27 protein-coding genes are annotated in these 25,487 nt (G+C 73.8%); 17 read left to right on the top strand and 10 right to left on the bottom strand.

Annotation, left to right across the window (positions count from 1 at the left end; all coding sequences use genetic code 11):
- The first annotated feature begins 19 nt into the window (after positions 1–19).
- Positions 20–850, top strand: a complete 831-nt coding sequence (locus tag KVS67_RS08650; RefSeq protein ID WP_217565255.1) for an alpha/beta fold hydrolase — start codon at positions 20–22, stop codon at positions 848–850.
- Between the two features lie 7 nt (positions 851–857).
- On the opposite strand, the gene KVS67_RS08655 is transcribed toward KVS67_RS08650, so the two are convergent.
- Positions 858–1,595: a Pr6Pr family membrane protein gene (locus KVS67_RS08655; protein ID WP_217565256.1), complete on the bottom strand. Its 738-nt coding sequence runs from the start codon at positions 1,593–1,595 to the stop codon at positions 858–860.
- A 104-nt stretch (positions 1,596–1,699) separates the two neighbouring features.
- Between KVS67_RS08655 and KVS67_RS08660 the strand changes: the two genes are divergently transcribed.
- Positions 1,700–2,149 (top strand): SRPBCC family protein, encoded by a 450-nt coding sequence (locus KVS67_RS08660; RefSeq protein ID WP_020627043.1) that lies wholly within the window; start codon positions 1,700–1,702, stop codon positions 2,147–2,149.
- Between the two features lie 45 nt (positions 2,150–2,194).
- Here KVS67_RS08660 and KVS67_RS08665 read toward each other — a convergent pair whose 3' ends face one another.
- Positions 2,195–3,943 (bottom strand): ABC-F family ATP-binding cassette domain-containing protein, encoded by a 1,749-nt coding sequence (locus tag KVS67_RS08665; RefSeq protein WP_217565257.1) that lies wholly within the window; start codon positions 3,941–3,943, stop codon positions 2,195–2,197.
- A 61-nt stretch (positions 3,944–4,004) separates the two neighbouring features.
- On the opposite strand from KVS67_RS08665, the gene KVS67_RS08670 reads away from it, so the two are divergent.
- The 3 genes from KVS67_RS08670 to KVS67_RS08680 all read left to right on the top strand — a co-directional run bounded on the left by KVS67_RS08670 (position 4,005) and on the right by KVS67_RS08680 (position 8,158).
- Positions 4,005–5,183: a cystathionine gamma-lyase gene (locus tag KVS67_RS08670; RefSeq protein WP_020627041.1), complete on the top strand. Its 1,179-nt coding sequence runs from the start codon at positions 4,005–4,007 to the stop codon at positions 5,181–5,183.
- 189 nt (positions 5,184–5,372) lie between these two features.
- Positions 5,373–7,004 (top strand): amidohydrolase, encoded by a 1,632-nt coding sequence (locus tag KVS67_RS08675; protein WP_217565258.1) that lies wholly within the window; start codon positions 5,373–5,375, stop codon positions 7,002–7,004.
- 233 nt (positions 7,005–7,237) lie between these two features.
- On the top strand, positions 7,238–8,158 hold the full coding sequence (locus tag KVS67_RS08680; protein ID WP_036315591.1) for a glucose 1-dehydrogenase: 921 nt from the start codon (positions 7,238–7,240) through the stop codon (positions 8,156–8,158).
- 30 nt (positions 8,159–8,188) lie between these two features.
- Here KVS67_RS08680 and KVS67_RS08685 read toward each other — a convergent pair whose 3' ends face one another.
- Complete coding sequence (locus tag KVS67_RS08685; protein ID WP_036337122.1) at positions 8,189–8,890, bottom strand: ZIP family metal transporter; 702 nt, start codon at positions 8,888–8,890, stop codon at positions 8,189–8,191.
- A gap of 54 nt (positions 8,891–8,944) precedes the next feature.
- Positions 8,945–10,246, bottom strand: coding sequence for a tryptophan synthase subunit beta (gene trpB, locus KVS67_RS08690; RefSeq protein WP_217565259.1), 1,302 nt, complete (start codon positions 10,244–10,246; stop codon positions 8,945–8,947).
- A gap of 248 nt (positions 10,247–10,494) precedes the next feature.
- Here trpB and KVS67_RS08695 point away from each other — a divergent pair, with 248 nt between their 5' ends.
- Both KVS67_RS08695 and KVS67_RS08700 read left to right on the top strand, forming a co-directional pair.
- Complete coding sequence (locus KVS67_RS08695; protein WP_217565260.1) at positions 10,495–11,070, top strand: hypothetical protein; 576 nt, start codon at positions 10,495–10,497, stop codon at positions 11,068–11,070.
- Between the two features lie 245 nt (positions 11,071–11,315).
- Positions 11,316–11,696 (top strand): hypothetical protein, encoded by a 381-nt coding sequence (locus KVS67_RS08700; protein WP_144825851.1) that lies wholly within the window; start codon positions 11,316–11,318, stop codon positions 11,694–11,696.
- Between the two features lie 630 nt (positions 11,697–12,326).
- Here the strand turns inward: KVS67_RS08700 and KVS67_RS14085 are convergent.
- Complete coding sequence (locus KVS67_RS14085) at positions 12,327–12,482, bottom strand: hypothetical protein (protein WP_236649628.1); 156 nt, start codon at positions 12,480–12,482, stop codon at positions 12,327–12,329.
- A 62-nt stretch (positions 12,483–12,544) separates the two neighbouring features.
- On the opposite strand from KVS67_RS14085, the gene KVS67_RS08710 reads away from it, so the two are divergent.
- Together KVS67_RS08710 and KVS67_RS08715 are read left to right on the top strand one after the other, a co-directional pair.
- A complete protein-coding gene (locus KVS67_RS08710; RefSeq protein WP_069941220.1) occupies positions 12,545–13,108 on the top strand; it encodes a GNAT family N-acetyltransferase in 564 nt (187 codons plus the stop codon).
- A gap of 17 nt (positions 13,109–13,125) precedes the next feature.
- Complete coding sequence (locus KVS67_RS08715) at positions 13,126–14,157, top strand: DMT family transporter (protein ID WP_069941219.1); 1,032 nt, start codon at positions 13,126–13,128, stop codon at positions 14,155–14,157.
- A gap of 39 nt (positions 14,158–14,196) precedes the next feature.
- Here the strand turns inward: KVS67_RS08715 and KVS67_RS08720 are convergent, their stop codons facing one another.
- Positions 14,197–15,432, bottom strand: a complete 1,236-nt coding sequence (locus KVS67_RS08720) for an MFS transporter (RefSeq protein WP_049144897.1) — start codon at positions 15,430–15,432, stop codon at positions 14,197–14,199.
- 24 nt (positions 15,433–15,456) lie between these two features.
- On the opposite strand from KVS67_RS08720, the gene KVS67_RS08725 reads away from it, so the two are divergent.
- Entirely contained in the window at positions 15,457–15,966 is a 510-nt protein-coding gene (locus KVS67_RS08725) for a MarR family winged helix-turn-helix transcriptional regulator (RefSeq protein WP_041104137.1), read from the top strand.
- Positions 15,967–15,981: 15 nt separating this feature from the next.
- On the opposite strand, the gene KVS67_RS08730 is transcribed toward KVS67_RS08725, so the two are convergent.
- On the bottom strand, positions 15,982–16,800 hold the full coding sequence (locus KVS67_RS08730) for a spermidine synthase (RefSeq protein ID WP_217565261.1): 819 nt from the start codon (positions 16,798–16,800) through the stop codon (positions 15,982–15,984).
- Positions 16,801–16,835: 35 nt separating this feature from the next.
- Between KVS67_RS08730 and KVS67_RS08735 the strand changes: the two genes are divergently transcribed.
- The 3 genes from KVS67_RS08735 to KVS67_RS08745 all read left to right on the top strand — a co-directional run bounded on the left by KVS67_RS08735 (position 16,836) and on the right by KVS67_RS08745 (position 18,749).
- Entirely contained in the window at positions 16,836–17,090 is a 255-nt protein-coding gene (locus KVS67_RS08735; protein ID WP_020624868.1) for a glutaredoxin domain-containing protein, read from the top strand.
- Positions 17,091–17,305: 215 nt separating this feature from the next.
- A complete protein-coding gene (locus KVS67_RS08740; protein WP_063189383.1) occupies positions 17,306–18,190 on the top strand; it encodes an Ltp family lipoprotein in 885 nt (294 codons plus the stop codon).
- Between the two features lie 79 nt (positions 18,191–18,269).
- Positions 18,270–18,749 carry an SRPBCC family protein gene (locus tag KVS67_RS08745; RefSeq protein ID WP_069941216.1) on the top strand — a complete coding sequence of 160 codons (480 nt, stop codon included), beginning with the start codon at positions 18,270–18,272 and terminating at the stop codon, positions 18,747–18,749.
- A 173-nt stretch (positions 18,750–18,922) separates the two neighbouring features.
- On the opposite strand, the gene KVS67_RS08750 is transcribed toward KVS67_RS08745, so the two are convergent.
- Together KVS67_RS08750 and KVS67_RS08755 are read right to left on the bottom strand one after the other, a co-directional pair.
- Positions 18,923–20,200 carry an acyl-CoA desaturase gene (locus KVS67_RS08750; RefSeq protein ID WP_217565262.1) on the bottom strand — a complete coding sequence of 426 codons (1,278 nt, stop codon included), beginning with the start codon at positions 20,198–20,200 and terminating at the stop codon, positions 18,923–18,925.
- Positions 20,201–20,267: 67 nt separating this feature from the next.
- Positions 20,268–21,320, bottom strand: coding sequence for a ferredoxin reductase (locus tag KVS67_RS08755; RefSeq protein ID WP_044659332.1), 1,053 nt, complete (start codon positions 21,318–21,320; stop codon positions 20,268–20,270).
- 90 nt (positions 21,321–21,410) lie between these two features.
- Here KVS67_RS08755 and KVS67_RS08760 point away from each other — a divergent pair, with 90 nt between their 5' ends.
- From KVS67_RS08760 to KVS67_RS08775, 4 genes are all read left to right on the top strand, one after another.
- Positions 21,411–22,640 carry a CdaR family transcriptional regulator gene (locus KVS67_RS08760; RefSeq protein WP_020624876.1) on the top strand — a complete coding sequence of 410 codons (1,230 nt, stop codon included), beginning with the start codon at positions 21,411–21,413 and terminating at the stop codon, positions 22,638–22,640.
- Between the two features lie 99 nt (positions 22,641–22,739).
- The gene (locus KVS67_RS08765; RefSeq protein WP_010079880.1) at positions 22,740–23,084 is read left to right on the top strand and encodes a hypothetical protein; all 345 of its coding nucleotides are present in this window, start codon (positions 22,740–22,742) and stop codon (positions 23,082–23,084) included.
- Between the two features lie 267 nt (positions 23,085–23,351).
- Positions 23,352–24,467, top strand: a complete 1,116-nt coding sequence (locus KVS67_RS08770; protein ID WP_036314529.1) for a type I restriction endonuclease — start codon at positions 23,352–23,354, stop codon at positions 24,465–24,467.
- A 135-nt stretch (positions 24,468–24,602) separates the two neighbouring features.
- A complete protein-coding gene (locus KVS67_RS08775) occupies positions 24,603–24,815 on the top strand; it encodes a hypothetical protein (protein ID WP_010079881.1) in 213 nt (70 codons plus the stop codon).
- Between the two features lie 35 nt (positions 24,816–24,850).
- Here the strand turns inward: KVS67_RS08775 and KVS67_RS08780 are convergent, their stop codons facing one another.
- Positions 24,851–25,396 carry a GNAT family N-acetyltransferase gene (locus tag KVS67_RS08780; protein ID WP_020624710.1) on the bottom strand — a complete coding sequence of 182 codons (546 nt, stop codon included), beginning with the start codon at positions 25,394–25,396 and terminating at the stop codon, positions 24,851–24,853.
- Positions 25,397–25,487: the final 91 nt, after the last annotated feature.

The raw sequence follows: 25,487 nt of genomic DNA on the forward strand, positions 1-25,487 counted from the left end.
CAGCCCTACGCTCGGACCCATGACCGAGCACACATCCGAGCACACCCCCGAGAACCCCCACGTCGTCCGCCGCGGCTCCGGCGTCCCGCTGATCGCGGTGCACGGCAACAGCGTGGACCACCGGCTGCTGCTGCCGCTCGACGACGCCCTCGCCGAGGCCGGGGAGGTCGAGCGGATCTACGTGGACCTGCCGGGCTTCGGCCGGACCTCGGCCCTCCAGGACGACGGCGGCCTCCCCGAGCTCGCCGCCTGGCTCGTGGACTGGATCCGCGCGGAGGTCGGCGAGCGGCCGTTCGCGGTGCTCGGCAACTCCCTCGGCGGCCTGCTCGCCCGGCACGTGGCGGCCGAGTTCGGCGCGCAGGTGTTGGGGCTGGGGCCGCTCGCGCCCGTCGTCGACCCGGACGAGGACCGGCGCACCCGCACCGACCTGGTGGTGCGCGAGCGCGACGACGCCTTCATGTCTACCCTCGACCCCGACGACGCCGCCCCGTTCCTCGAGATGTCCCCGCGGCTGACGCGGGACACGTGGGAGCGGTTCCGCGAGCACGCGCTGCCGGGCGTCCGCGCCGTGGACGAGGAGGCGCTGAAGCGCCTGTCCGCGCGCTACGTCCTGGACGCCGTGCCGGAGGAGGCCGCGCCGCCGTTCGAGGGGCCCGCCCTGATCCTCACCGGCCGGGAGGACCACCTCGTCGGCTACCGGGACCAGGCCGCGCTCCTGGAGCATTACCCGCGCGCCACCTACGCGGCGCTCGACGCCGCCGGCCACAACGTGCACCTGGACCAGCAGGAGGTCGCCGAGGCGCTCGTCCGCGCGTGGGCGGTGCAGGTGGGCCGCGCGGCGTCGGACTGAGGCGGGGTCAGGGGGAGGGACGGGCCTCCACCCGGGCCTCCGCCTCGGCGCCCGCCCCCACCCCGACGCCGGCCCGCGCCAGCAGGCCGTCGGCCACCCGCAGCAGGGCGGCGACCGCCACGAAGAACACGAGGATCGCCACCACGTAGACGGCGACGCCGTCGTAGCCCAGCCGCGGGACGTCCAGGATCGTGTACGGGTACCAGTCCAGCCACGGCCCGCGCAGCAGCGTGAACGCCAGCCAGGCGAGCGGGATGAGCGTGGACAACCACACCACCCGCCACGCGATCTGCCGCCGCGGCCCGAAGACCGCCCACAGCACCGGGGTGAGGATCGGCGTGACGATGTGCTGCAGGGTGTCGTTGAACCGCTCGACGGCGGTCATCGGGTCGGCGTCCCGCAGCAGCACGTTGAACACCACGCCCGTGATCACGATGCACACCACCCCCGTCACCCGCAGCACCCGGAACAGCGTGCCCGGCCGGTGCAGGCGCAGCGCCAGCAGCAGGGACGTCAGCCCCACCAGGAAGTTCGAGAGGAACGTGAAGTACGTGGGCTGGTTGAGCATGTGCTCCCAGCCGCCCTCGAGCACGCCCGCGTAGCCCGCGTCGGCCGGCAGGTCCGAGGACTTCCACGAGCCGATCCACAGTGAGAGCAGGTTGCCGCCCAGGGACAGGGCCGCGGCGACGGCGAAGGCAGGCCGCGCCGTCGTCGTCCAGCGGCCGGAGGGGGTGGGGAGGGTCATGCGCCCATCCTGCCGGAGCGCGACGCCGCCCCCGGTGCACTGGCCGAGCCGCTCGGGCCGGCGGGCGTGTCCCGGCCGGCGGTCCGGACCCTACGCTCGGCACCATGATCCGGACCCCCTGGACCCGCACCCCCGCCGGCGCGAGGCGCGCGCGCCGCCCCCGACAGTTCCGCCGCGTGACGACGACCGGGCCCGCCGCCGTGGACGTGGCCTGGGCCCGCTACGCCGACCTGCGCCTGTGGCCGCGGTGGGCTCCGCAGATCCGCGCCGTGGAGGCGCCACGGCGCCGGCTGCGGGCCGGGCTTCGCGGCGTGGTCCACGCGCCCCTGGGGCTGCGCGTCCCGTTCGTGGTCGAGGAGGTCGACGACGACGCCCGCACCTGGCGGTGGACGGTGCGGGTGGCCGGGACGGCGGTCTCCATGACGCACGACCTCACCGCCACCCCCCGCGGCACCCGGGCGGGGCTGACGGTCCACGGGCCCGCCGTCGTCGCCCTGGCCTACCGACTGCCGGCCCGCGTGGCGCTGCGGCGGCTGTGCCGGGCGCACCTCTGAGGGCGGACCGCCGGGCCGGGCCTGTGGCCAGGGGCCCCGCCCGCCTCACACCGCCGCGGCGTCGGTCCGCAGCTCGACGCGCGGCCAGTCGGCGAGGTCGGCGAGCATCTGCCGGTCGTGGGTCACCACGACGACGGCCTGCTCCGTGACCTGCAGGGCCTCGGTCATCTCGTCCACGAGCGCGGGGGAGAGGTGGTTCGTCGGCTCGTCCAGCAGCAGCACGTGGGGGCGCTCGATGAGCACCATCGCCAGGTGCAGACGGGCCTGCTGCCCCTGGGACAGGCGTCCGACCGGGGTGTCCGCGGCCTCGGCGGTGAGCAGCCCGAGCGAGGGCAGCGTGGGGGCCGGCAGGGGACGGCCCAGGTCGTCGACGCCGGCCTCGTCCGCGCCGACGCGGCGCACGTGCTCCTCGAACACGGCGGCGGCGGTGCGCTCCTCGTCCCACGCGGGGGTCTCCTGCGCCACGAGGCGCACGCGCACGTCGGCGCCCACGGTCACCAAGCCGCTCGTGGGCTCCAGGTCCCCGGCGAGCACGCGCAGCAGCGTGGACTTCCCGGCCCCGTTCGGGCCCGTCACCAGCACGCGGCCGCCCGGCACGAGGGCCGCGCCCATCGGCTGCTCGAGCCGCCCGGCCACGCGCACGGCGTCCGCGGTGAGCAGGACGTCGTCGCCCGCCGTGCCCGGCCCGCCCGCCGTGCCCGCCGCCGCGTCCGCGCCGTCCCGCGGGTCGCCGTCGGGCATGTCCGCGAACGGCCAGTCCAGGCGCAGGGGCGGCTCGGGCACGGTGATCCGGTGCGCCTCCAGCTCGTCGAAGCGCCGGTTGAACATCTGCACGATCCCCGCCGACCGGCTCGAGCGCTGGTGCTTGCCGGTGCCCTTCGGGGGCCGCCACGAGCCCTGCATCTGCTCCCGCGCGTCCTCCACGGCCAGCTCCAGCCGCTCGCGCTCGGCGTTCTGCTCGGCGTACTCCTGCTCCCAGGCGGCCCGGGCGCGGCGGCGCCCCTTCGCCCAGCCGGCGTACCCGCCGGAGTACCGCCGCGGCCGCCCGTCCTGGCTGGGATCCAGGTCCACGATGTCGGTGCACACGGCGCGCAGCAGGGCGCGGTCGTGGCTGACGACGGCGACCCCGCCCGGGTGCTCCACCAGCCGGCGGGTGAGGAAGTCCAGGGCGACGTCGTCCAGGTGGTTGGTCGGCTCGTCCAGCAGCAGCAGGTCCGGCCGGGAGCCGAGGGTGACGGCCAGGCGCACCCGGTGGCGCTGGCCGACCGAGAGCGATGTGAGGGGGCGCTCGCGGTCCGTGCACGCGTACAGCCCCTCGAGGTCCATGTCCACGCGCCGGCCGGCGTCCCAGGCGTCGTAGAGGTGGGCCCGCTCCAGCGCGGTGGAGTACCGGTGTCCGGCGCCGGCGTCGTCGGGGGCCTCGGCCAGGGCGGCCGCGGCGGCGTCCAGGGCCTCGAGTGCGGCGTGCGGGCCCGTGAGGGCGTCGCGGACCAGGTCGCCCACCGTGCGGGAGCGCCCGTCGGCCCGCGCCCGCAGCGCCTGCGGGACGAACGCGAGCGTGCCCGCCCGCGTCACGCGGCCGACGTCGGGCGTGATCCGGCCCGTGAGCACGTGGAGCAGCGTGGTCTTGCCGCGCCCGTTCTCACCCACGATCCCGAGCCGCGAGCCGGCGTTGATCCGCACCGTGGCGTCCGTGAGCACGCGGTGCCCGCCGAGCGAGACGGTCAGGTGCTCGCCGCGCAGGTGGGCGGCGGGCCCGGCGGGCAGGGCGGGGGAGGGAGGGCCGGAGGTCATGTCCGCCAGTCTAGGGAGGGGGCGCGCTGCCGCGTCCGGGGTCGGGACTACGCTCGGGGCCATGTCCGCCGCCCCGCCGCCGCCCGCCTTCGGCACCGTCCTGCACCACCGCGCCCACGGGATGGCCCCGGGGGAGTCCATCTCCCCGCCGCTGGTCCACGCGAGCGCGTTCCACCTGCCCGGCGCGGACCCGGACGGCGCCCCCACCGCCCCCGGCGCGGACGTGCCTTTCCAGTACGCGCGCTGGGCCACGCCCACCTGGTCCGCGCTCGAGGCCGCCCTGGGCGCGCTGGAGGACGCCGACGTCGCCGTGGTCCCCTCCGGCATGGCCGCGATCGCCGCCGTCCTGCTGCCCCTGCTGCACCCGGGGGACCGCGCCCTCCTGCCCGCGGACGGCTACGGGCCCACCCGCGCCCTCGCCGCCGAGCACCTCACGCCCCGAGGCGTGCACGTGGACCTGGTCGCCACCCAGGGGCTCGCCCATGCGGACCTGAGCGGCTACGACCTGGTGCTCGTGGAGACCCCCTCCAACCCGGGGCTGCGCGTGGCGGACCTGGCGGACGTCGCCGCCCGCGCCCACGCGAACGGCCGCCGGGACGGCGCGGGGGCCCTCGTGGTGGTGGACAACACGCTGCTGACCCCCCTGGGGCAGCGCCCGCTGGAGCTGGGGGCGGACGTGGTCGTGGCCTCGGACACGAAGGCCGTCAACGGGCACACGGACGCCCTCGGCGGGCACGTGGCCAGCCGGGACCCGCAGGTGATGGCGCGGGTGCGCGGCTGGCGGACCCTGGCCGGCGGGATCCTGGGCACCCACGAGGCCTGGCTCATCCACCGCGGTCTCGAGACCCTCGAGGTCCGCTTCGCCCGGATGTGCGCCTCGGCGCAGGCGGTCGCGGAGCTGGCCGCGGGCCACCCGGCGGTGCGCGCCGTGGTCTACCCGGGGCTGGCGGACCACCCGGACGCGGAGGTCGTGGCGCGTCAGATGACGGCGGCGGGCGGCCTCGTCGGGCTGCGGTTCGCGGACGCGGCGGCGGCCGAGCGGTTCATCGCCGCGGCGCAGTACGTGGTGCCGCAGACCAGCTTCGGCGGCACGCACACGGCGGCCGAGCGCCGCGCCCGCTGGGGCGACGACGTCCCGGACGGTTTCGTGCGTCTGTCCGTGGGCGTGGAGCCCACCGCCGAGCTGCTGGCCGACCTGGAACGCGCGATGACCGCCGCGGGCGGCGGGCCGACCGCCTGACCCGCGCCCTCCGCACTTTGTGGGCCGAATACGACTCTCCCGGGGGCTCTGGGGCCCGGGAGAGTCGTATTCGGCCCTGAAAGTGAGCGCCGCCGAGACCTCACCCTGACCCGCGTCCCGGCTACGCTCGCGGACGAGGCCGCCCACCCGCGCCTCGCCCGCCCGCCCCGTCCCAGGAGGCCCCGCCCCATGCAGCTCGACCTGATCGTGGAGAACGCCCGCCTCATCACCGGCGACCCCGCCCGCCCGTCGGCCTCGCGGCTGGGGGTGTGGCGGGGCGCCGTCGTCGGGGTGGACGAGGAGCTGGACGGCCTCGCAGCGCGCGAGCGCCTCGACGCGCGGGGGCGCACCGTCCTGGCCGGGTTCAACGACGCGCACGCGCACAGCGTGTGGTTCGGCCAGTCGCGCCTGGACGTGGACCTCGAGGGTGCGCGCACCGCGGAGGAGGTCCACCGCCGGGTCCGCGCCCGCGCCGCCGAGCTCGGCCCCGGCGCCTGGGTGACGTGCACCGGCTTCGACCCCGGCCACCTCACCGGCCCGCAGCCGGACCGGGACAGCCTCGACGCCGCCGCCTCAGGGCGCCCCGTGCTCATCCGCCACAACACGGGCCACGCCGTCACGGTTTCCGGGGCGGTGCTGGTCCTGGCCGGCGTGGGGGAGCAGGTGCTGCAGCAGCCCGAGGGCGGACGGATCCTCACGGATGCCGCCGGCCGGCCCACCGGTCTGTTGGAGGAGACCGCCATGAGCCTGGTGACCCGGCTGCTGCAGCCGGAGTCCCACGAGCACATCGGCGCGTGCCTGGCGCGGGCCTCGCAGGAGTACGCGGCCGAGGGCATCACCTCGGTGACGGATGCGGGGGTGGCCGGCGGGTGGATCGGGCACAGCCCGCTCGAGTTCGGCGCGTATCAGCGCGCCCGGGACGCGGGGCTGCTGTGCACCCGCTTCCAGACGATGGTCACCCTGGACGCGCTGCGCCCGGTGGACGGCCATCCCGACGACGGCACGCACCTCACCCTCGACGCCGGCGTGCGCACGGGCGTGGGCGACGAGTGGCTGCAGATCGGGCCGGCGAAGGTGTTCACGGACGGGTCGATGCTCGGACAGACCGCCGCGATGACCGAGGACTACTGCGGCCACGGCCACGGCCGCGGCTACCTACAGCAGGACGCGGGGGAGATGCGCCGAGCGTGCCTCGGTGCGGCGGCCGCCGGCTGGGCGCTGGCCCTGCACGCGATCGGCGACGCCGCCCTGGACTTCGCCCTCGACGTGATCGCCGAGGCGCGGGGCCGGTTCGGGCGGCCCGTGATGCCGCACCGCGTGGAGCACGGCGGGGTGGTCCGCGACGATCAGGTGGCCCGCATGGCCGAGCTGGAGGTCGTGATGGCCACCCAGCCGAACTTCATCAGCGCGTTCGGCGGGTCGGTGCGGGAGCGGATCGGGCCGGAGCGGGCCGCGCTCTCGTACCCGGCCGGGCGGCTGCTGCGCGCGGGCCTGGTGCTGCCCGGCAGCTCGGACCGTCCCGTGGCCGGCGGCCGCCCGCTGGAGGTCATCCAGGACTTCGTGCTGCGCCGCACCGAGACCGGCGAGCAGTACGGCCCGGACGCGGAGCGGCTCACGGTGGCCGAGGCCCTGCACGCCTACACGGTCGGCTCCGCGGAGGCGACCGGCTGGGGCGGCCGCAAGGGACGGCTCGTCGCGGGCCAGCTCGCGGACTTCACGGTGCTCAGCGAGGACCCGCGCGCGGTGCCGAGCGATCAGATCGCGGCGATCGACGTCGTCGCCACCGCCGTGGGAGGGGAGTTCGTGCACGGCGGGCTGTGACGCCCGGCCCCGGCCCCGACGCCCCGCGACACCCGCCCCCCGCGACGAGCCCTGCGATATGGCCCCTACCCGCCCGGTTTAGGGGCCATATCGCAGGGCTCGTCGTCCAGGGGAGCGGGTGGGGCACGTCCGGTGACCCGGCGGTCAGCCGTGGCTCTGCCGGGGGGCTGCTCCCTACGCTCGGAGAACGGCGCGCAGACCGCGCGCCGCCCCGAGACCATGAGGAGCACCCCGTGGCGCACGACGACGCGAACACCACCACCACCGACCAGCTCACCCTGCAGGACCCCACGAAGCGCTACCCCGTGATCAGCCCGCCGGAGCAGTCGTTGCCCGGCACCGGCCTGGACGCGGAGATGACGCCGAAGGCCGACCTGGGTGAGAAGTCCTACCGCGGCACCGGCCGTCTCGAGGGCCGCAAGGCGCTCATCACCGGCGGCGACTCCGGCATCGGCGCGGCCACCGCGATCGCGTTCGCGCGCGAGGGCGCCGACGTCGTGATCACCTACCTGCCCGAGGAGGAGAAGGACGCCCAGCACGTCCTCGAGGTCCTGCAGGCGGAGGGGCGCACCGCCGCCGGGATCCCCGGCGACCTCCGCGACAAGACGTTCTGCGCCGACCTCGTGGCCCAGGCGGTCGAGAAGCTCGGCGGGCTGGACGTGCTGGTGAACAACGCCGGCAAGCAGGTGGCGCAGGACTCGATCGAGGACATCGACGACGAGCAGCTCGAGGCCACCTTCGACGTCAACATCCTGGCCCAGTTCCGCCTGGTCAAGGCCGCCCTGCCGCACCTGAAGCCGGGTTCCACGATCATCAACACCACGTCCGTGGTGACCTACATGGCCCCGCCGCAGCTCGTGGACTACGCCTCCACCAAGGCCGCCATCAACACCTTCACGAAGGCCCTGGGCCAGCAGCTGGCCCCGAAGGGCATCCGCGTGAACGCCGTGGCGCCCGGTCCGATCTGGACCCCGCTGCAGCCCTCCGGCGGCCAGAAGCCGGAGGCCCTGCCGGAGTTCGGCCAGTCCACTCCGCTGGGCCGCGCCGGGCAGCCCACCGAGCTCGCCCCGGCGTACGTGTTCCTGGCCTCGCCGGAGTCCTCCTATGTGGTGGGCGCGACCATCCCGGTGACCGGCGGCATGCCCACCCCGTGACCGGAGCCGGGCGTTCCTGTCCCTGGGCGGTCACACCACCAGGGACAGGAACGCGCCGAGCGCGAAGCCGACCACGGTGAGCAGCCCGGCCTTCTCCCCGCCCTTCTCTCGGGCCTCGGGGATCATCGTGTCGATCAGCATGACCAGCAGGGCGCCGGCCGCGAAGCCCTGGATGCCGCCGGTCAGGGCAGGGGAGGCGACGTCGGCGATCAGCCCGCCGCCCCACGTCGCCAGGGCGCAGACCACCGCCACGAGCGACCACTGGATCAGCAGGTGGCGGCGCGTCTTGCCGCCGTCGAGGGAGTCGGCCGTGGCGGCGATGGACTCGGGCAGGTTGGACATGAAGATCGCCACGAGCAGCGCGAGGGACACGCCCTCGCCCGCGACCAGCCCGATGCCCAGCACGAGCTGTTCCGGGATGCCGTCCAGCAGCGCGCCCACGGTCAGCGCCGCGCCCGAGGACGAGCCGCCGGACCTCGCGGCGGAGCGCTCCACCGCACGGTCGCCGAGGAAGTAGGCGGCCGCGCCGAGCGTCAGCCCGATGCCGACGGCGGCAGGTCCGGCCGCCTGCACGCCCGCCTCCGCGAGCTCGAAGGACACGGACGCGATCAGGGCGCCGGCGCCGAAGGCGAGCACGAGTCCGATCGTGCCCATGTGCCAGCGGCGCAGGGTCGCCAGGACGGCGCCCACGAGCAGGGAGGACGCGGCGACTGCGCCCCACATCAGGGTCATCACGGCAGCCAGGCTACGCGCTGACCGGGGGCGACGCCGGGCCGCCGCCTCAGCTCACCGCACGACCTCGGCCGCCTCGCCCGTGAGCCCGAGCTTCTCCGCCACGTAGTCCACGTCCTTGTCCCCGCGGCCGGAGAGGTTGACGAGGATCCGCTCGTCCCGGCCCATCTGCGGGGCGAGGCGGATCGCGTGCGCCACGGCGTGCGCGGACTCGAGCGCGGGGATGACGCCCTCGAGCCTCGTGAGTCGCTGGAACGCGTCGAGCACGGCCGCGTCGTCCTCGGCCACGTACCGGACACGGCCGACGCTCGCGAAGTGGGCGTGCTGTGGGCCGACGCCCGGGTAGTCCAGGCCCGAGGCGATCGAGTGCACGGGGTCTGGGGTGCCGTCGTCGTCGGCGAGGACGAGGGTGGCCATGCCGTGGAGGACGCCGTCGCGGCCCTGGGTCATGGTCATCGCGTGCTCGCCCTTGGTCGCGGAGCGGCCGCCGGGCTCCACGCCCACGAGCGCGACGTCGGCGTCGTCGAGGAACGCGGTGAACGCGCCGATCGCGTTGGAGCCGCCGCCCACCGCGGCGACGACGGCGCTCGGCAGCGCCCCGAACCGCTCCTGGAACTGGGCGCGGGCCTCGCGGCCGACCACGGACTGGAAGTCGCGGATCATCGTGGGGAACGGGTGCGGGCCCACCACGGAGCCGATCGCGAAGAGGTACTTCTCCGGGTCCGCCGCGTACACCTCGAACGCCGAGTCCACGGCCTCCTTCAGGGAGCGGCCCTCGCGCTCCACCGAGACCACCTTCGTGCCGAGCAGGCGCATGCGCACCACGTTGGGGTGCTGCTTGGCCACGTCGATCGCGCCCATGTGGATCTCGCAGTCGAGGCCGACCATCGCGGCCGCCGTCGCCAGGGCCACGCCGTGCTGGCCGGCGCCGGTCTCCGCGATCAGGCTGCGCTTGCCCATGCGCTTGGCGAGTAGCGCCTCGCCGATCGTGTGGTTGATCTTGTGGGCGCCGGTGTGGTTCAGGTCCTCGCGCTTGAGCACGATCCGTGCGCCGCCGAGCTCGTCGGAGAGGCGGTCCAGCGGGGTCAGGGGGGACGGGCGCCCGACGGCGTCGCGCAGCAGGCGTCGGTATTCGGCGTAGAACTCGGGGTCCTGGCGCGCCTCGGCGTACGCGCGGGCGACCTCGGCCATGGGGCCGGCCAGCTGCGGGGGCAGGTGGGCGCCGCCGTACTGGCCGAACATGCCGTCCGCGGAGACGTCCAGGTCCGGGGTGGTGACAAGGTCGCAGGCCTCAGCGAGGGTGCGGGGTTCGGCGGCGCCTCTCAGGGCGTTGTCCTCGGGGTTGCGGTGGGTCATCGGGGGTCCTCCTGGGATGGGGCCCGCCGGAGCCGCTCATGACCGAGCCGCCCGGCAGGCGAGCGGCTCGTCGTGTCAGATGCGCATGACCGGGGCCGCCCTCAGGCGGTCCACCACTGCTGCGCGCGCATCTGCATGGGGCCAGCGTACTGCACATCGGGGCAGGCGCGAGTCTCACCATGTGGCTGCAAATCTCAGAATATGGACATCGCTCCCCGTCTCAGTGAATCGCGATTCACCCTGGATCCATGACCATCACCGCCGTCGACACCCAGTCCCTGACCGCCGAGGCCACCGCTGTGCTCGCCGCCACTCCGGGCATGCGGTACGCCGAGTTCCTCACCGCCGCCCCCGCAGTGCCCGGCATCGTGGCCGTGGTGGCCGAGGAGTCAGCCCGTGCCGCCCTGGGCCTCACCCCCGCCGCCGGTGACGTCCTCGCCGTCGACGTGGCCGACGAGAGCCTGCAGTGCCGCGACGTCCGCGCCGCCTTCCAGTCCGGCCGCACCGGCGCCTCCCCGCTGCGCCAGGGCATGGCCGCGCTGCTCAGGGACGTGGTCGCCCTGGACGTGGAGCGCACCAGCCCGGGCGCGGCAGGGGCGGGCTTCGCCCTCACTCCGGAGTCCGAGGAGACGCTCACGGCGTGGATGCGGGAGCACCTGACGCTGCGCGCCTGGGTCGCCCAGGACGCCTCCGCCCTCGAGGGAGTCGCCCGAGAGGTGGCCGCCGACCTCGCCCCGGCCCTGCAGCCGGGCGCCCTGGCGGCCCCCGTGGCGCAGCGGGTCGCGGCCATGAGGGCTTCCGCCCGCCGGTCCGCCACGCTCTGAGCCGGCTGGTCGCCTCGGCCTCAAGGGAGTGGGATCGGGGGCTGGAGTGCCCCTTTCTCGTTTAGAGTTCCTTACGCGTTCATCGCTTCCCGTTTCTTCTTCGAGAATGGACCACTATGACTCAGTCCGCGTCTGTCCCAGAGGGATCTTCCGACACCTCGGCGGAGCCTGCAACTGCCCCTCATCAGTGGGGGCACGGCTTCCAGCCCGGGGGAGCCCCCGGGTCTGCGTCGAAGAAGGGAAAGGTGAAGAAGCCCCGCGGGGGGAAGTTGCGGGTGAATTGGCCGGTCGCTCGTTTCTGGTGGGCCTTGGCTATGCTCATCGGATTCTTTCTATCCTTCATCGCGACTGTTCCAAGCGGGGCCGCGGGGGACTGGTCGAAGGACTTGAGCGCTACCGAGATCAAGTATTCCTTTCAGGCGAGTGATGCGAACAGCGCGCCTCAGCAGGCCGTATTGAACGGCTGGTACACGAATGATCTCTTGAGTATCCAAGGCAAGATCGCCGGGGACCAACGCGATCAGTCCCATCGTCTTACGGCACTTGTCTTCTTCCTGGGGCTTGGTCTCCTGGGGGACCTGGTGCTGCGTAATGCAGAGGCCTTTCGGGAAGGCAAGGGGAGCTGAAGCTCAGCTCTGCTCACCATGGCAGGGCGCCCTGATCCCTGGCGGTTCCAGCAGGAGGCGGCGTGCGAGCACCCCTGGTCACTCGAAGGGCACTTCTAGGACATAGAACCTAGAGGGGAGAGCCGAATGCATAGCGTCCTCCCTCACTGTCCCCCAATGAGCTCCCAGGGGGGGGCAAACGTGACTGAGGTGCAGGCCCTTTCCTTGTTCCTTTGCGAAGCCCACAGATGCGACGGGGATGTTTTTCGGGACTGGTAAGGCCCGAGGCGTGCGGGCAAGGGCTCGTCACTCCGCGGCGCTGAGCATCAGTGTGACGTCCTGCTGGGCTCGCAGGGTTTCGCCCGCATCGGCGGCGGGGGAGCGTCGGGGCGCTCGGTCTCGTCATACTGCAAGGGGCCGTCCTTGAGCTGGCCGATGGCCTTCTCGGGCTTTCTCACAGCACTCGCCAGCTGGGTCCAGATGTTGCGGGAGGAGAAAGCCCTGCAGCGTGAGGGTCTTGGTCGCCGCCCACCTTGTCGAAGTAGACGTCGAGGCCGTCCGGGGCCGCCTCCGTGCGCGGGTCCACCACGCCGAGGCAGGCGAGGTCAGGCACGGAGGCGCCCACAGCGATGTCCGAGGCGCGGGATTCGGTCAGGGTGCCGACCCCGCCGCCGTCGAGGGGGCGCCCACCTCGATCGGGGCCATGTCGGACGCGACGTCGTTCATGTGGCCACGCATGCACGGGTCCACGGACATGACGGTGTTGGCGACGAGCACCTGGCCCTCCTCCAGCTCCGCGAGGGTCATGGTCTCGAGTCGGAAGTCCTCCGGGGTGGGGGACGCCTCGAGTCCGCTGACAGGATGGGTGCATGAAGCACGAGATCGTCCTCACCCGCGGGGACCTCACCCTGCGCCCCCTCACCCCCGACGACGGCCCCGCCCTGCGCGAGCTCGTCGACGCGGCCATGTGGGCGGGGAACAGTGCGCCCCTGCCGGTGGACGGCGCGGCCATGTCCGCGCACCTCGCCGAGCTGATCGAGCAGGAGGGCACCGTCGCCTTCGCCGTCGAGCAGGGCGGGGAGCTGGTGGGGCGCACGAGCCTCTACGACCTGGTGCCCGGGCTGCGGGTGGAGGTGGGACACACGGTCTACGCCCGTCGGGTGTGGGGCACCTCCGTGAACCCCGGCTGCAAGCTGCTGCTGTTCGGGCACGCGTTCGAGGAATGGGCGCTGGAGCGGGTGGCCCTGCGCTGCGACCACCGCAACGCCCGTTCACACGCCGCCATCGCCCGCCTGGGCGCGACGTTCGAGGGCACTCTGCGCCGCTTCCGCCCGGCGGCGGACGGCACGATCGCCGACGTCGACTACTTCAGCGTGGTGCGCGAGGAGTGGCCCGCGGTGCGCGCCGGGCTCGAGGCGCGCCTGGCCGCCTAGAAGTGTACAACGGGGGGATGCCACCCGAATCCTCTGCCCCGTCCGCCGAGCGCGGACCCGCCCGCCCCCGCCCGGCCGACGTCGCCGCCCGCCCGGACGCCCCTTCCCCGCGGGCGACCGCCCTGCTGTTCGCGCTCGCGGTGGCCGCCGGCTCCGTGATGCCGCTGCAGGGCCGCATCAACTCCCGCCTCGCCCACCTGACGGGCGACCCCGTCCTCGCCGCGCTGTGCTCCTTCGCGGCGGGCTTGGTCGTCATGGTGCTCGTGAGCGTGCTGACGCCGCGGGGCCGCCGGGGCCTGGCCCGCATCCGCCCGGCCCTGGCCGCGGGGTCCGTGCGCCCGTGGTATGCGGTGGCGGGCGTGATCGGCGGGCTCCTGGTGCTCACCCAGTCCGCGACGATCGGCCCCCTCGGCGTGGCCGTGTTCACGGTCGCCGTGGTCACCGGGCAGGTGGTCGGCGGGATGGTCGTGGACCGGCTCGGGCTCAGCCCCGCCGGGGTGCAGCGCCTGACGCCACGGCGCCTCACGGGGGCGGCGCTCGCCCTGGCCGCGGTCGCCCTCGTGGTGTGGCCCTCGCTCGGCGAGGCCGGCGGCGGGCCCGGCTGGGCGCTGCTGGCCCTGCTGCCCCTGCTGGCCGGCCTGGCCACCGCCGGACAGCAGGTGTTCAACGCCCGTCAGACCACGGCCTACGGCACCGCCATCCCGGCGACCCTGGTCAACTTCACCGCCGGCGTCCTCTTCCTCGGGATCGTGTGGGGCGGGATCGCCCTGGCCTCCGGCCACGGCCTGCCCGCGCTGCCGCACGACTGGCGGCTCTACCTCGGCGGCCCGCTGGGGTGCGTGTTCATCGGGGTGGGCGCCATGGTCGTCCCGCGCCTGGGCGTCTTCGCCGCCACCCTCGGCCTGGTCTCGGGCAACCTCCTGGGCTCCCTCGTGGTGGACCTGGTGGCCCCCACCGACGGATCCACGGTCACCACGACGACGGTGCTGGGCACCCTGGGCGCCCTCGCCGCCGTCACGCTCGCGTCCATGCCGGCACGGCGCCGTTAGCGCCGCCCGCGGCGGCAGGCCGCCGTCACCGCGCGGGACTCAGGCGCGGGCCACGGTCTCCCGCCGCCCGTGCCGGCGTCCGTGCATCACGAAGTAGTACCCGGCGGCGACCACCAGCACGCCCGCCAGGGCCGCGTACATGGCGCCGTAGCCGGCTGAGGCCACAAGCCCGCCGAGGAGCACGGGACCCAGGCCCAGCCCCACGTCCGCGAACAGCATGAGGGTGGAGATGCCGGCGCCGAGCTGGTGGGAGGGCACCGCGTTCACGGCGATCGCCTGAGCCGCGGGCATGAGCGTGCCGTAGCCGAGGCCGCTCAGCGCCCCGGCCAGCACCACCTGCCAGTCGCGCGTGGCGAAGGCCAGCACCAGGAGCGCGGCCGTGAAGCAGAGGAGTGCGGGGTAGACGACGGCGTCGTCCCCCCGGCGGTCCTGCAGGGTGCCCAGGGTGAGGCGCATGACGAGCATCGCCGCGGCGTAGGCCAGGAAGAAGAGGCCGGCGCCGGCTGTGAGCCCGCGCTCCACCGAGTAGGCGTTCAGGTAGGTGAGGATCCCGGCGTAGCTCAGGCCCACCAGCAGCATGAAGCCACTGATCGGCAGCACCGCCGGGTGCAGCACGGAGCGCAGGCGGAAGCCCACCGCGGGGGCGGGGTGCTCCAGGGGGACCTCGCCGGCGGCGCGCTCGCCGTCGACGCCCGCCGCGGCGGGCGCCTCGCGCACCAGCAGGCCCAGCACGAGGCTGACCACCGTGATCCCCAGAGTCGCCCGGAACAGCCACACGTAGCCGATGGAGCCGGCGAGGAAGAGCCCCAGGGCGGGGCCGATCGCGGTGGCCAGGGTGGTGCCCAGCGCGAGGTGGCCGGTGGCCTCCGCGCGTCGCCCGTCGGGGATGGCCGCCTGGGCCAGGGCCATGACGGCGGTGCTGGCGAAGGCGTAGCTGGCGCCGTGGAGCATGCGCACCGCCACCAGGGCCGGCAGTGAGGAGGCGACGAGGTAGAGCGTGCAGGACAGCGCGACGGCGACCAGGGCCACCACCAGGACGCGGCGCTTGCCGAAGCGGTCCACCACGTGGCCGGTGACCACGCGGCTGACGGTGGCGCCGATGACGAAGGCGCTCGAGGCCAGCCCCGCCCCGGCGTCCGAGGCGGCGAACTGCCGGACCGCGTACACGGCCATGGTGGTGACGAGGGCGTAGAACGCGAGGAACTGGAGGAAGGAGACCACCCAGGCGAGGACGAAGGTGGGGGAGGCGATGCGTTCCTGCTCGGCGATTTGCATGATGCAAAAGGTAGCATCGTTTGCATGATGCAATCATCTGAGGGGGCGTGGGTCGACCCGGTCGAAGGGATCATGTACGAGCACATGCTCCTGCTGCGGGTGGCCACGCAGGGGGTGGCCCCCTACGGCCGGTCGAGCGCGCTGGAGCGCAGCGCCACCGTGCTGCTCGCCCGCCTGGAGGCGGGCGGGGCCATGAGCATCGCCGAGCTGGCCGAGGCCTTCGACCTCGACGTCTCCACCGTCCACCGGCAGGTGGCCGCCGCCATGAAGGCCGGCCTCGTCGAGCGGGTGGCGGACCCCGACGGCGGCTCCGCCCGGCTGCACCGTCCCACGGAGGAGGGACGCGCCCGCCTCGCCGCGGAGCTGAGCTCCCGCGCGGACAACGTGGCGCAGATCGTCTCCTCCTGGCCCGCCGAGGACGTCGTCGAGTTCAGCAGGCTCCTGCGTCGTTTCAACGAGGGGGCGGAGGCGCGCCGGGGCCACCCGTGGCCCCGGCCGCAGACGGGCCCCGGTGCGGAGGACCCCCGGCTCTGAGCACCGCGCCCGCCCTCAGGCGCGACGGATGCGGGCGGCCAGCGCGGCCGACTCCGCCGGGTCCAGCACGGCCGCCGGATGCGGCCCCGCCGCGGCGAGGCGCTCCGTGCAGCCGGCCTCTCCCAGCGGCGCCCCCGCGGCCAGCACGACGTTGCCCCAGTCCAGACGCTCCAGCATCCCGTGGTCCGCGAGCGTCCACGGGCCGGGCACCCCGGCCTCGGCGGCCGCCTCCTCGAGGGCGCCCAGCTCGGTGCCCAGGAAGCGCAGGCCGGCGTCGTCGCCGATGTTCACCAGCAGCACCCCACCCGCCGTCAGCAGCTCGAGCAGCTCCCCGTAGAACACGGCGCCGCGCAGGTGCTCGGCGCCCTCCTCGCCGGTGCCGATGTCCAGCACGACGGCGTCGAACCGCTCCCCGTCCATCGCGAGGTCGACGGCGGCCAGGCGCGCGTCCGCGACCACGGAGACGAGGTCCGTGCCCGCCGGCAGGGGCAGCTCGGCGAGCACGAAGGACACGAGCTCCCGGTCCAGGTCGACCACCGTCTGCTCCGAGCCGGGCCGGGTCGCCTGGAGGTAGCGCGGCAGGGTCAGCGCGCCCGCGCCGAGGTGCAGGACCCGCACCGGCGCGCCCGTCGGGGAGGCTGCGTCGAGCACGTGGGCCATGCGGCGCAGGTACTCGTAGCGGATGCGCGAGGGGTCGGCCAGGTCCACGTGGGACTGGACGGCCCCGCCGATCTCCAGGACGAACCCGCCGAACTCGTCGGGGGCGATGCGGGCGTCCACGCCCGACGTGGACAGGTGGACGGTGCGGCCGGAGGGGGAGGGCTGGGCGGGCATGCCCCCAGCATCCCACCCCTCAGTACGCTGGACGGATGAGTCAGAACGTCCTCACCGTCTACGGCGCCGACTGGTGCCGCGACTGCCTGCGCACCAAGCGCCAGCTCGACGAACTCGGCGTCGCCTACGACTACGTGGACCTCGTCGCCGACCCGGCCCAGGCCGATGCCGCCGAGCGGATCTCCGGGCGGAAGAACATCCCCGTGGTCGTGTTCCCCGACGGCGACCATCAGGTGGAGCCGACCAACGAGGAGACCGCGGCCAAGCTCACCGCGCTGGGCCTGATCTGAGGTCGGGGGCCGCGCGGCCCCGGCACAGGAACCGCGGCGTGGACGCCAGACCCAGGACCAGACCGCACAGGATCACGGCCGCGCCCGGGTCCTGCGCGGGGCGGACACCGTTATCGTGTCCGCTGGGTCGTTACTGTGAGGACGGTGAACACTCGCCGAGTGTTCGCTTCCTATCGCTGGAGGCCGACCGCCTCCCCTCGTCGAAGGAGAGCGCCATGCTCCGTCCTCGTCTTGCCCGCCCCACCGCGCTCCTGACCGCTGGCCTTGCCGCGCTCGCCCTGCTCACCGGATGCTCCGTCGATGGGGACGCCGCAGCCGGGTCGTCCGCCGGCTCGCCCTCCGCCGCATCATCCTCGAGCGCGGCGTCCTCGTCTGGCCGGGTCTCCGACGGCGCGGCATCCTCCTCGTCCCGCGCGGCCGGCTCGTCGTCTGCGGTGGCGAGCGCCAGCCGCGCCGCGGAGTCCTCGCAGGCGGCCGAGGCCAGCCGTGCCGCTGCCGCCTCGAGGGAGGCCGAGAAGTCCGCCGAGGCCGCCGCGGCCGAGGCGTCCCGATCCGCCGAGGCTGAAGCCGAGGCCGCGGCGGAAGCGGAGCGTGAGGCGGAGGCATCGGCTGAAGTCGAAGCGGTGGCCGCCGAAGAGGAGTCGGCCGCGTCGACGGGTGGCGGCGGGCTGTCTGCGGAGGGACAGCAGGCCGCGCGACAGGCGCAGTCGTATCTGAGCTTCACCGCATTCTCCCGGAGCGGCCTGATCGATCAGCTCGAGTTCGAGGGCTTCTCGAACGCCGACGCCACAGCGGCTGTGGACAGCCTGGACGTGGACTACGCGGCGCAGGCTGTGAAGCAAGCCCAGTCGTACCTGACTCACACGGCGTTCTCGCGGACCGGTCTGATCGATCAGCTCGAGTTCGAGGGCTACTCGAATGCTGACGCGACGGCCGCCGTCGACGGCCTGGGCATCGACTACAACGAGCAGGCCGCGAAGCAGGCCCAGTCGTACCTGAGCCACTCCGCGTTCTCCCGTGCTGGTCTCATCGACCAGCTCATGTTCGAGGGCTACTCCGCCTCCCAGGCCGAGTACGGCGTCGATGCCGCCGGGCTGTGAGCCCGGGTTGGGGGGCCGGGCATCCGGCCCGGTCCGCCGACCCTCTCGACGGCGGTGTGGGAGGGTCTAGCGTGACGGCATGGAGCACATCGACGAGACCGCCCTGCCCGCCCCCGAGGACCGCGTCGTGTCCGCGACCCACCACGTCGACGCGCCGGCCGGCGTCGTCTTCGAGCTGATCGCGGACCCCTCCCGCCAGCCCGAATGGGACGGCAACGACAACCTGGCCGAGGCCGCCCCCGGGCAGCGGGTGACCGCCGTCGGGGACGTGTTCGTGATGACCCTGCAGAAGGGCGTGGACCGCGCGAACCACGTGGTCGAGTTCGAGGAGGGCCGCCGCATCGCCTGGAAGCCCTCCGAGGTCGGCGGGGAGCCGTTCGGCCAGCTGTGGCGGTGGGAGGTCGAGGGCGACGACGAGGGCGGCTGCCGCGTCACCCACACCTATGACTGGACCGCCCTCACCGACCCGAAGCGCATCCAGAAGGCGCTGCGGACCGGAGAAGAGCAGCTCCGCGCGTCGATCGGCCGGCTCGCGGACCTCGCCGAGCGTCAGGGCTGACCGGCCTGCCTCGGCTCATACGGAATCCGTTGCGGTTCTGACCCTTCTGACGGCCGAACCGGCGGCCAGAAGGGTCAGATCCGCAGAAGATCCGGCCCCGGCCCCGGCCCCGGCCCCGGCCCCGGCCCGGGCGCGGGACGGTGCCGACGTGGTCTGCCCCGTCGTGCGCCGCTTCACGGCAGCGCCAGCCGGAACACCTTCTTCCACGCGGAGCCCACCTGCCGCAGCAGCGGGCCGGTCGTGTACGGCAGGCCGTAGCGGGCGCAGATCTCGCGGACCCTGGGCGCCACCTCGGCGTACCGGCTGGACGGCAGGTCCGGGAACAGGTGGTGCTCCACCTGGTGGGAGAGGTTGCCGGTCATGAAGTGCATCAGCTTCGAACCGGAGATGTTCGCGGAGCCGATCATCTGCCGCACGTACCAGTCGCCGCGGGTCTCGCCGTCCACCATCTCCTCGGAGAACGTCTCCGCACCCTCCGGAAAGTGCCCGCAGAAGATGACCGCGTGCGCCCAGATGTTGCGCAGGCCGTTGGCCAGCAGCGTGCCCGCGAGCGTGGCCTTGCCCGAGCCCGTCAGCACCTCGGCGACGGCCGGCGTGGCCACGTAGTCCTTGGCGAACTGCCGGGCCGCCTTGACGCCCACGGAGCGCAGATCCGTCATCAGCTCCTCGCGGGACTTCTCGCCGCTCTGCACGCGGTCCAGCTCGAGGTCGTAGAGCGCGATGCCCCACTCGAAGATCGGCGCCAGCCCCGCATTGATCACGGGGTTGAGCAGGTGGCGGGGCCGCCACGGCTCGGACTCGTCCATGCGCAGGACGTTGTAGCCCACGTCGCGGTCCTTGCCCACCACGTTGGTCCAGCGGTGGTGCAGGTCGTTGTGGGTGTTCTGCCACGCCCGCGACGGCGTCACGAAGTCCCACTCCCACGTGGTGGAGTGGATGTCCGGGTCGCGCATCCAGTCCCACTGGCCGTGGAGCACGTTGTGCCCGATCTCCATGTTCTCCACGATCTTCGCGACCGTGAGCATGGCTGTGCCCGCCACGAACGCGGCGGGGTGGCGTGCGTTGAGCAGGAGGGCGCGGCCGCCGAGCTCGAGCCGGCGCTGCCAGCGGATGACGCGGCGGATGTAGGCCGCATCGGAGGCGCCGCGGCGGGCGAGCACGTCGTCGCGGATCGCGTCCAGCTCACGGCCCAGCTCGGCCACCTGCGCGTCCGTCAGGTGGGCGGCGCCGGGCGGGCGCACCGCCGGGCTCCCGACGACGCCCGGCAGCCCCGGCGTCGTGGCGGCGGCACGGGACTCGGCGGTGCGGGGAGCCCAGCTCGTGGTGTCGGGGCGGTCCTGCGGCAGGACCCGGGCGGCGCGGCCGCGCACGGTGGTGCCGGGGATGGCCAGGGCCAGATCGTCCGGGGCGGTGGCGCCGGTGCGGTCGGGGGCGGTGGGGGTCTGGGTCATGTGATGCTCCTGGGGGCGGGAGGCGGGGATGGTCGGGGAGGCCCGGGTCGCGGGCCGGGCGTCAGGTTCACAGGCTGAGGCTCAGCGGGCCGGCGGCGGCGCTCACGCAGGTCTGGACCAGCTCGCCGGGCTCGCCGTGGACCTGCCCGGTCCGCAGGTCCGTGACCCGGCCCGAGCGCAGCGGCGTGAGGCACGCGTGGCAGATGCCCATGCGGCAGCCGGCGGGCGCGGCGACGCCGGCCTCCTCGGCCACCACGAGCAGCGGCACGTCGCCGGGAGCGTCCACCTCCACGTCGGCGTGCTCGAACACCACGCGGCCGCCGGCCCCCGCCACGCCCGGGGCGAAGTCGGCCTGGAACCGCTCGATGGTGAGGTCCGCGGCCGCCTCGCGCCGCCACAGGGCCTCGGCGTCGTCGAGGAACCCGGCCGGCCCGCACGCGTAGCCGGCGCGCTCGCGCCAGTCCGGGCAGAGGCCCTCGAGCTGTGCGGGGGAGGAGAGGTCGAGGCGGCCCGTCTCCGCGGTGTGGTGGTGCACCACGCGCAGGCCCGGGAACTGGTCGGCCAGCTCGGCCAGCTCCTCGCGGAACAGGGCGTCCTCGGGGGTGCGGGAGGAGTGGATGAGCACGACGTCGGCATCCCGGCGCGTCGGCACGAGCGTGCGGATCATGGACATCACCGGGGTCAGGCCCGAGCCGGCGGTGAGCATGAGCAGTGGGCGCGGCTCGTCCGGCAGGGTGAAGTCGCCCTCGGGGATGTCGAGGAAGAGGACGTCGCCGGGCTTCGTGTGGCGCACGAGCGTGCCGGAGACGAGGCCGATGTCGGACACCGTGATCTCGGGGTCGGCGCCCGCGGGAGCGGAGAGCGAGTAGGAGCGCCACTGGCGCACGCCGTCCACGTCCACCCCGATGCGGGCCCACTGGCCGGCGTCGTGGGCCCGCCAGCCCGGGCCCGGGCGGAAGGCGATGGTGGCGGTGCCGGGCGTCTCGCGCGTCACGGAGGTGACCACGCCGCGCAGCTGCCGCGAGGAGTGCACGGGGTCGAGCAGGCTGAGGACGTCCTGCGGGGCGAGCGGGTGCAGGAGCGTCGACGCCAGACGGGAGAACAGAGACGGGCCGACCATGGCTCCAGTCTATGGCTCGGCATGCCGCAGTTCTTCGTCTTCAGCGTACGATCTGGGCCATCACTTCATCGCGAGGAGACAAGATTGAGTGTGACGCAGACCACCCCCGCCCCCGACTGGCGCCCGCCCTGGCAGTCCCTCCCCGACGACCTCGCGGAGCGCCTGGCCCCGGCGATCCCCGGGATCATGGAGCGCATCATCGAGACGGTCCCGGACCAGATCCCCGCCTACGCGGCGGCGCGCGACGGCCACTACGGCAAGAACCTCACCGCCGGCGTGACCACCGCCCTCGAGCAGCTGATGAGCCTGCCCGGCACCACCCGCCCGGCCCTGAACAGCGAGTCCCGCGTCCTCATGGCCCGCCTGGGGGCCGGCGAGTTCCGCGAGGGGCGCTCCATGGACGCCCTGCTCGGCGCGTACCGCACCTCCGCGCGGATCGTGTTCCGCGAGCTCTCCGCCGAGTGCGCGCGCCTGGGCCTGGAGATGTCCGTGGTGATCGAGCTGGGCGAGTCCATCTGGGCGTACATCGACGAGCTCTCCTCCGTCAGCGCCCAGGCGTACGCGGAGGCGCAGTCCGCCCAGGCGGGCGTGCTCGAGCTGCACCGCGCCGCCCTCGCCACCGCCCTGGTCCGGGGCGGGACCGAGGAGAAGGAGGTGCAACGGCTGGCCGCGCTCGCGGACTGGCGGCTGCCGCGCCGGCTGGCGGTGGTGGTGCTGCCCGCGGACGCCGGCGTCGCCGTCCGGGAGAGGCTGGGCCGGGCCGGGCTCGTGGTGGAGCGGGACTCGGAGGTGGTCGCCGTGATCGACGCGACGCCCTCCCAGGGCCGCCGCGAGCGCATGCTGCGCCTGCTGGCGGGGACGGCCGCCGTCGTCGGGCCGGCCGTGGACTGGCCGCTCGTGCCCCACTCCTACCGGGTGGCCCGCACGCTGGCCGTCCAGGAGGCGGCGGGCCGGACGGCGGAGCCCGCGCAGGGGGAGGACGACGACGGCGCCCCGTCCCCGATCCTCGCCGCGGACCACCTGGCGCGCGTGGTGCTGGGGGCCGAGCCGCGCGTCGTGACGCAGCTGGCCGAACGCGTGCTGGCGCCCCTGGACGAGGTGAGCGAGGCGAAGCGGGCGGTGCTGGAGGAGACCCTGCTCGCCTGGCTCACGCACTGGGGCCAGCGGGCGCCGATCGCCGCGGAGCTCGGCGTGCACCCCCAGACCGTGGGGTACCGGGTGGGCCGGCTGCGCGAGCTGTTCGGGGAGGCCCTCGAGGACCCCGACGCGCGGTTCGACCTGGAGATCGTGCTGCGGGCGCGGCGGGACGGGGTCGGGTGAGCGGGGCGGCAGGGGGTGCCGTCTGACGGGGGCCTTCACTAGCGTGGGTGGACCACGCATCCCGACGAGGGACCCCGACGAGAGAAGAGGGACAGTGCCATGACGAACGCCCCGAACCGCGACGAGCTCCCCCTGCCGGACTACGACCACATCCCCAACGGCACGCTGCCGACCCGGATCACCGGCCTCGACGAGTCGCAGGTGGAGCAGCTGCTCGCCTACGAGCGCGCCCACGGCGACCGCCTGCCCGTGGTGCAGGTCCTCGAGACGCGGCTCGAGGCGCTGCGCTCCGGCGCCCAGCCCTCCGGCGATCAGGTGCCGGACACCCCGGAGGTCGGCGGCTCCCGCACCGGCTCGCCCGTGACCCCGGAGACGAGCGGCCCGCCCGTGGAGCCCCTGAGCCGCGGCATCCCGGCCGACCCGCAGCACCCCGGCAACCGCTGAGCCGGCCGGGCGTCGCCTGACAGGGCGGCCCCCCGCGGAACGCGGCCACGACGCCCCGTCTCCTTCCCGTGAGAGGCGACGCGTCGTGGCCGCCTCGCGTTCCGGGCGATCCCGCGGTCCGGCCACGGAGCGCCTGCGAGGGTCCCCGTAGCGTGTTTGTGAGCTGGGTTATATTTCGACACAGCTGCGGCGGGCCTTCGGGCGCTGACGTGCGAGGCTGCCGGATTCCCGGCTGTCCGGCTCCTACTCACGGATGGGTGAAACGGCATGACTGAATTCGAGGACAAGCTTGCGCAAGTGGCTCGGCGAGCCCGCGACTACGCAAGCTCCCTGGACACGGAAGAGGCGACGAAGAACGCGCTCGTCATGCCATTCATCTCGCAGGTGTTGGGCTACGACGTGTTCGATCCCCAGGAGGTCGTCCCGGAGTTCGTCGCAGATCTGGGCCTGAAGAAGGGGGAGAAGATCGACTACGCCATCATGCGGGAGGGGAAGGTCAACATCCTCGTGGAGGCCAAGAAGGTCGGCTCGGAGCTGTCCCTGGCGCACGCGAGCCAGCTGGTGCGCTACTTCCACACCAGTGAAGCGCGGATCGGCGTGCTCACCAACGGGCGGGTGTGGAACTTCTACACGGACCTCGACAAGGCCAACATCCTCGACGAGCGTCCGTTCCTCGTCCTCGATCTTCTGGACATCGACCCGGTCACCGTGCCGAAGCTCGAGCAGCTGGCGAAGGGATCCTTCGATCTCGACTCGGTCATCGCCGCAGCCGAGGAGCTGAAGTACGTATCGGCCATCAAGCGCGAGATTTCTGCCGAGATGGCTGCGCCGAGCGATGAGTTGGTGAAGGTCCTCGCCAAGCGCGTGTACTCCGGGTACATGAACGCCAAGGCGGTGGAGACCTTCACCCGGCTCACCGAGGAGGCTGCGCGCCAGTACATCAACGATCGCGTCAACGCGCGGCTGAAGACTGCCCTGGGCGACCAGGTCGCTCCGGTACTGGCGGCTCCCGCTGAGCCCGTGGCCACCGGCGATCAGACGGTCCTGTCCGACGAGGAGAACGGTCAGGAGGGCCAGCTCAAGCCGGGCGTGGTGACGACCGAAGAGGAGATCGAGGGTTTCCGCATCATCAAGGCGATTCTCGCCGGAATCGTGCCGATGAACCGCGTCTACATGCGCGACGCAGCCTCGTACTGCAGCGTCATCCTGGACGACAACAATCGGAAGCCGATCGCGCGCCTTCACTTCGACGGGAAGGTGAAATATCTGGTGCTGTTCGATGCGGACAAGAACAGGACGCGGGCCGACCTCGAGAACTTGGAGGACATCTACGAATCCGCCGAGGCACTGCGGAGCGTCGTCAGCTCCTACGTCGGGGCCTGAGCGGACTCTGACCCGCCTACTGACCGGATCCGGCCCGCGGGCGGGCAGGACTGTGCCCCGCCGCCGTCGATGCGCCACCCTGGTGCGCACGCCCCGGTGGGACAGACCCGCCGGGCGCCGACCCGAGAGGACGTCATGACCCATCACGAGCGCGACGACCGCCAGGCCCTGGCCGCCGGCGAGACCTACCTGATCCACGTGCTGGAGACCTCCGACCCGCCCGGCAACCCGGACCACTACCGGATCACGGACGCGGTCGAGGCCCACCACGCGTCCACCGGCTCCTACGACGTCGAGGCCGGCGGCCTGGACGCCGCCCGCGAGCTGCTCGCCCGCCACGCCAAGTGAGCGACCGGGGCTGAGACGTCCGGCCGGGCCGCGCCTCACGCGCCCGGCCGGAGCCTCATCCCCAGCACGGTGCGCGCCTCGAGCCCCAGAGCCGCGCGGGCCTCGGGCGCGCCGGTGCGGTCCTCGCCCACCACGGTCATCCCGATCCGCTCGGCCACCCGGCGCGAGGCCGTGTTCTCCGGGTGGATGATCGCCACGAGCTCGTGGTGCCCCAGCACGTCCCGGGCGTGGTCCCGGCAGGCGGCGGCCGCTTCGGTGGCGTAGCCGCGCCCCCACAGGTCGGCCCGCACGTGGTAGCCGACCTCCAGGCGAGGCTCCCCGTTGACCTCCTGCCACGTCAGGCCGCAGTCGCCCACGAAGCCGGGCCCGCCGTCGTCGTGGGTCTCGATGATCCACAGCCCGTGCCCGTCCTGCGCGTACCGGCGCCGGTTGCCCGCGATCCACGCCGCCGCCTCCGCGCGCGTGCGCGGGGCGGGGTAGAAGCGCATCACCACGGGATCGGCGAGGAGGCCGGCCAGGTGGTCGAGGTCGGCGTCGGCCATCTCGCGGAAGCGCAGACGGGCGGTGGGGGCGGGCGGCATGCGCCCAGGCTAGCTGTAGGAGGGCATGACGTTGTTGACTCGGGCCGGTGCCAACGAGGCCGGAGGAGCGTCTCCGCAGGAGGTATGAGGC

Origin of the sequence: Micrococcus sp. GbtcB5 (assembly GCF_019091605.1) — a bacterium.
Classification (GTDB): domain Bacteria; phylum Actinomycetota; class Actinomycetes; order Actinomycetales; family Micrococcaceae; genus Micrococcus; species Micrococcus luteus.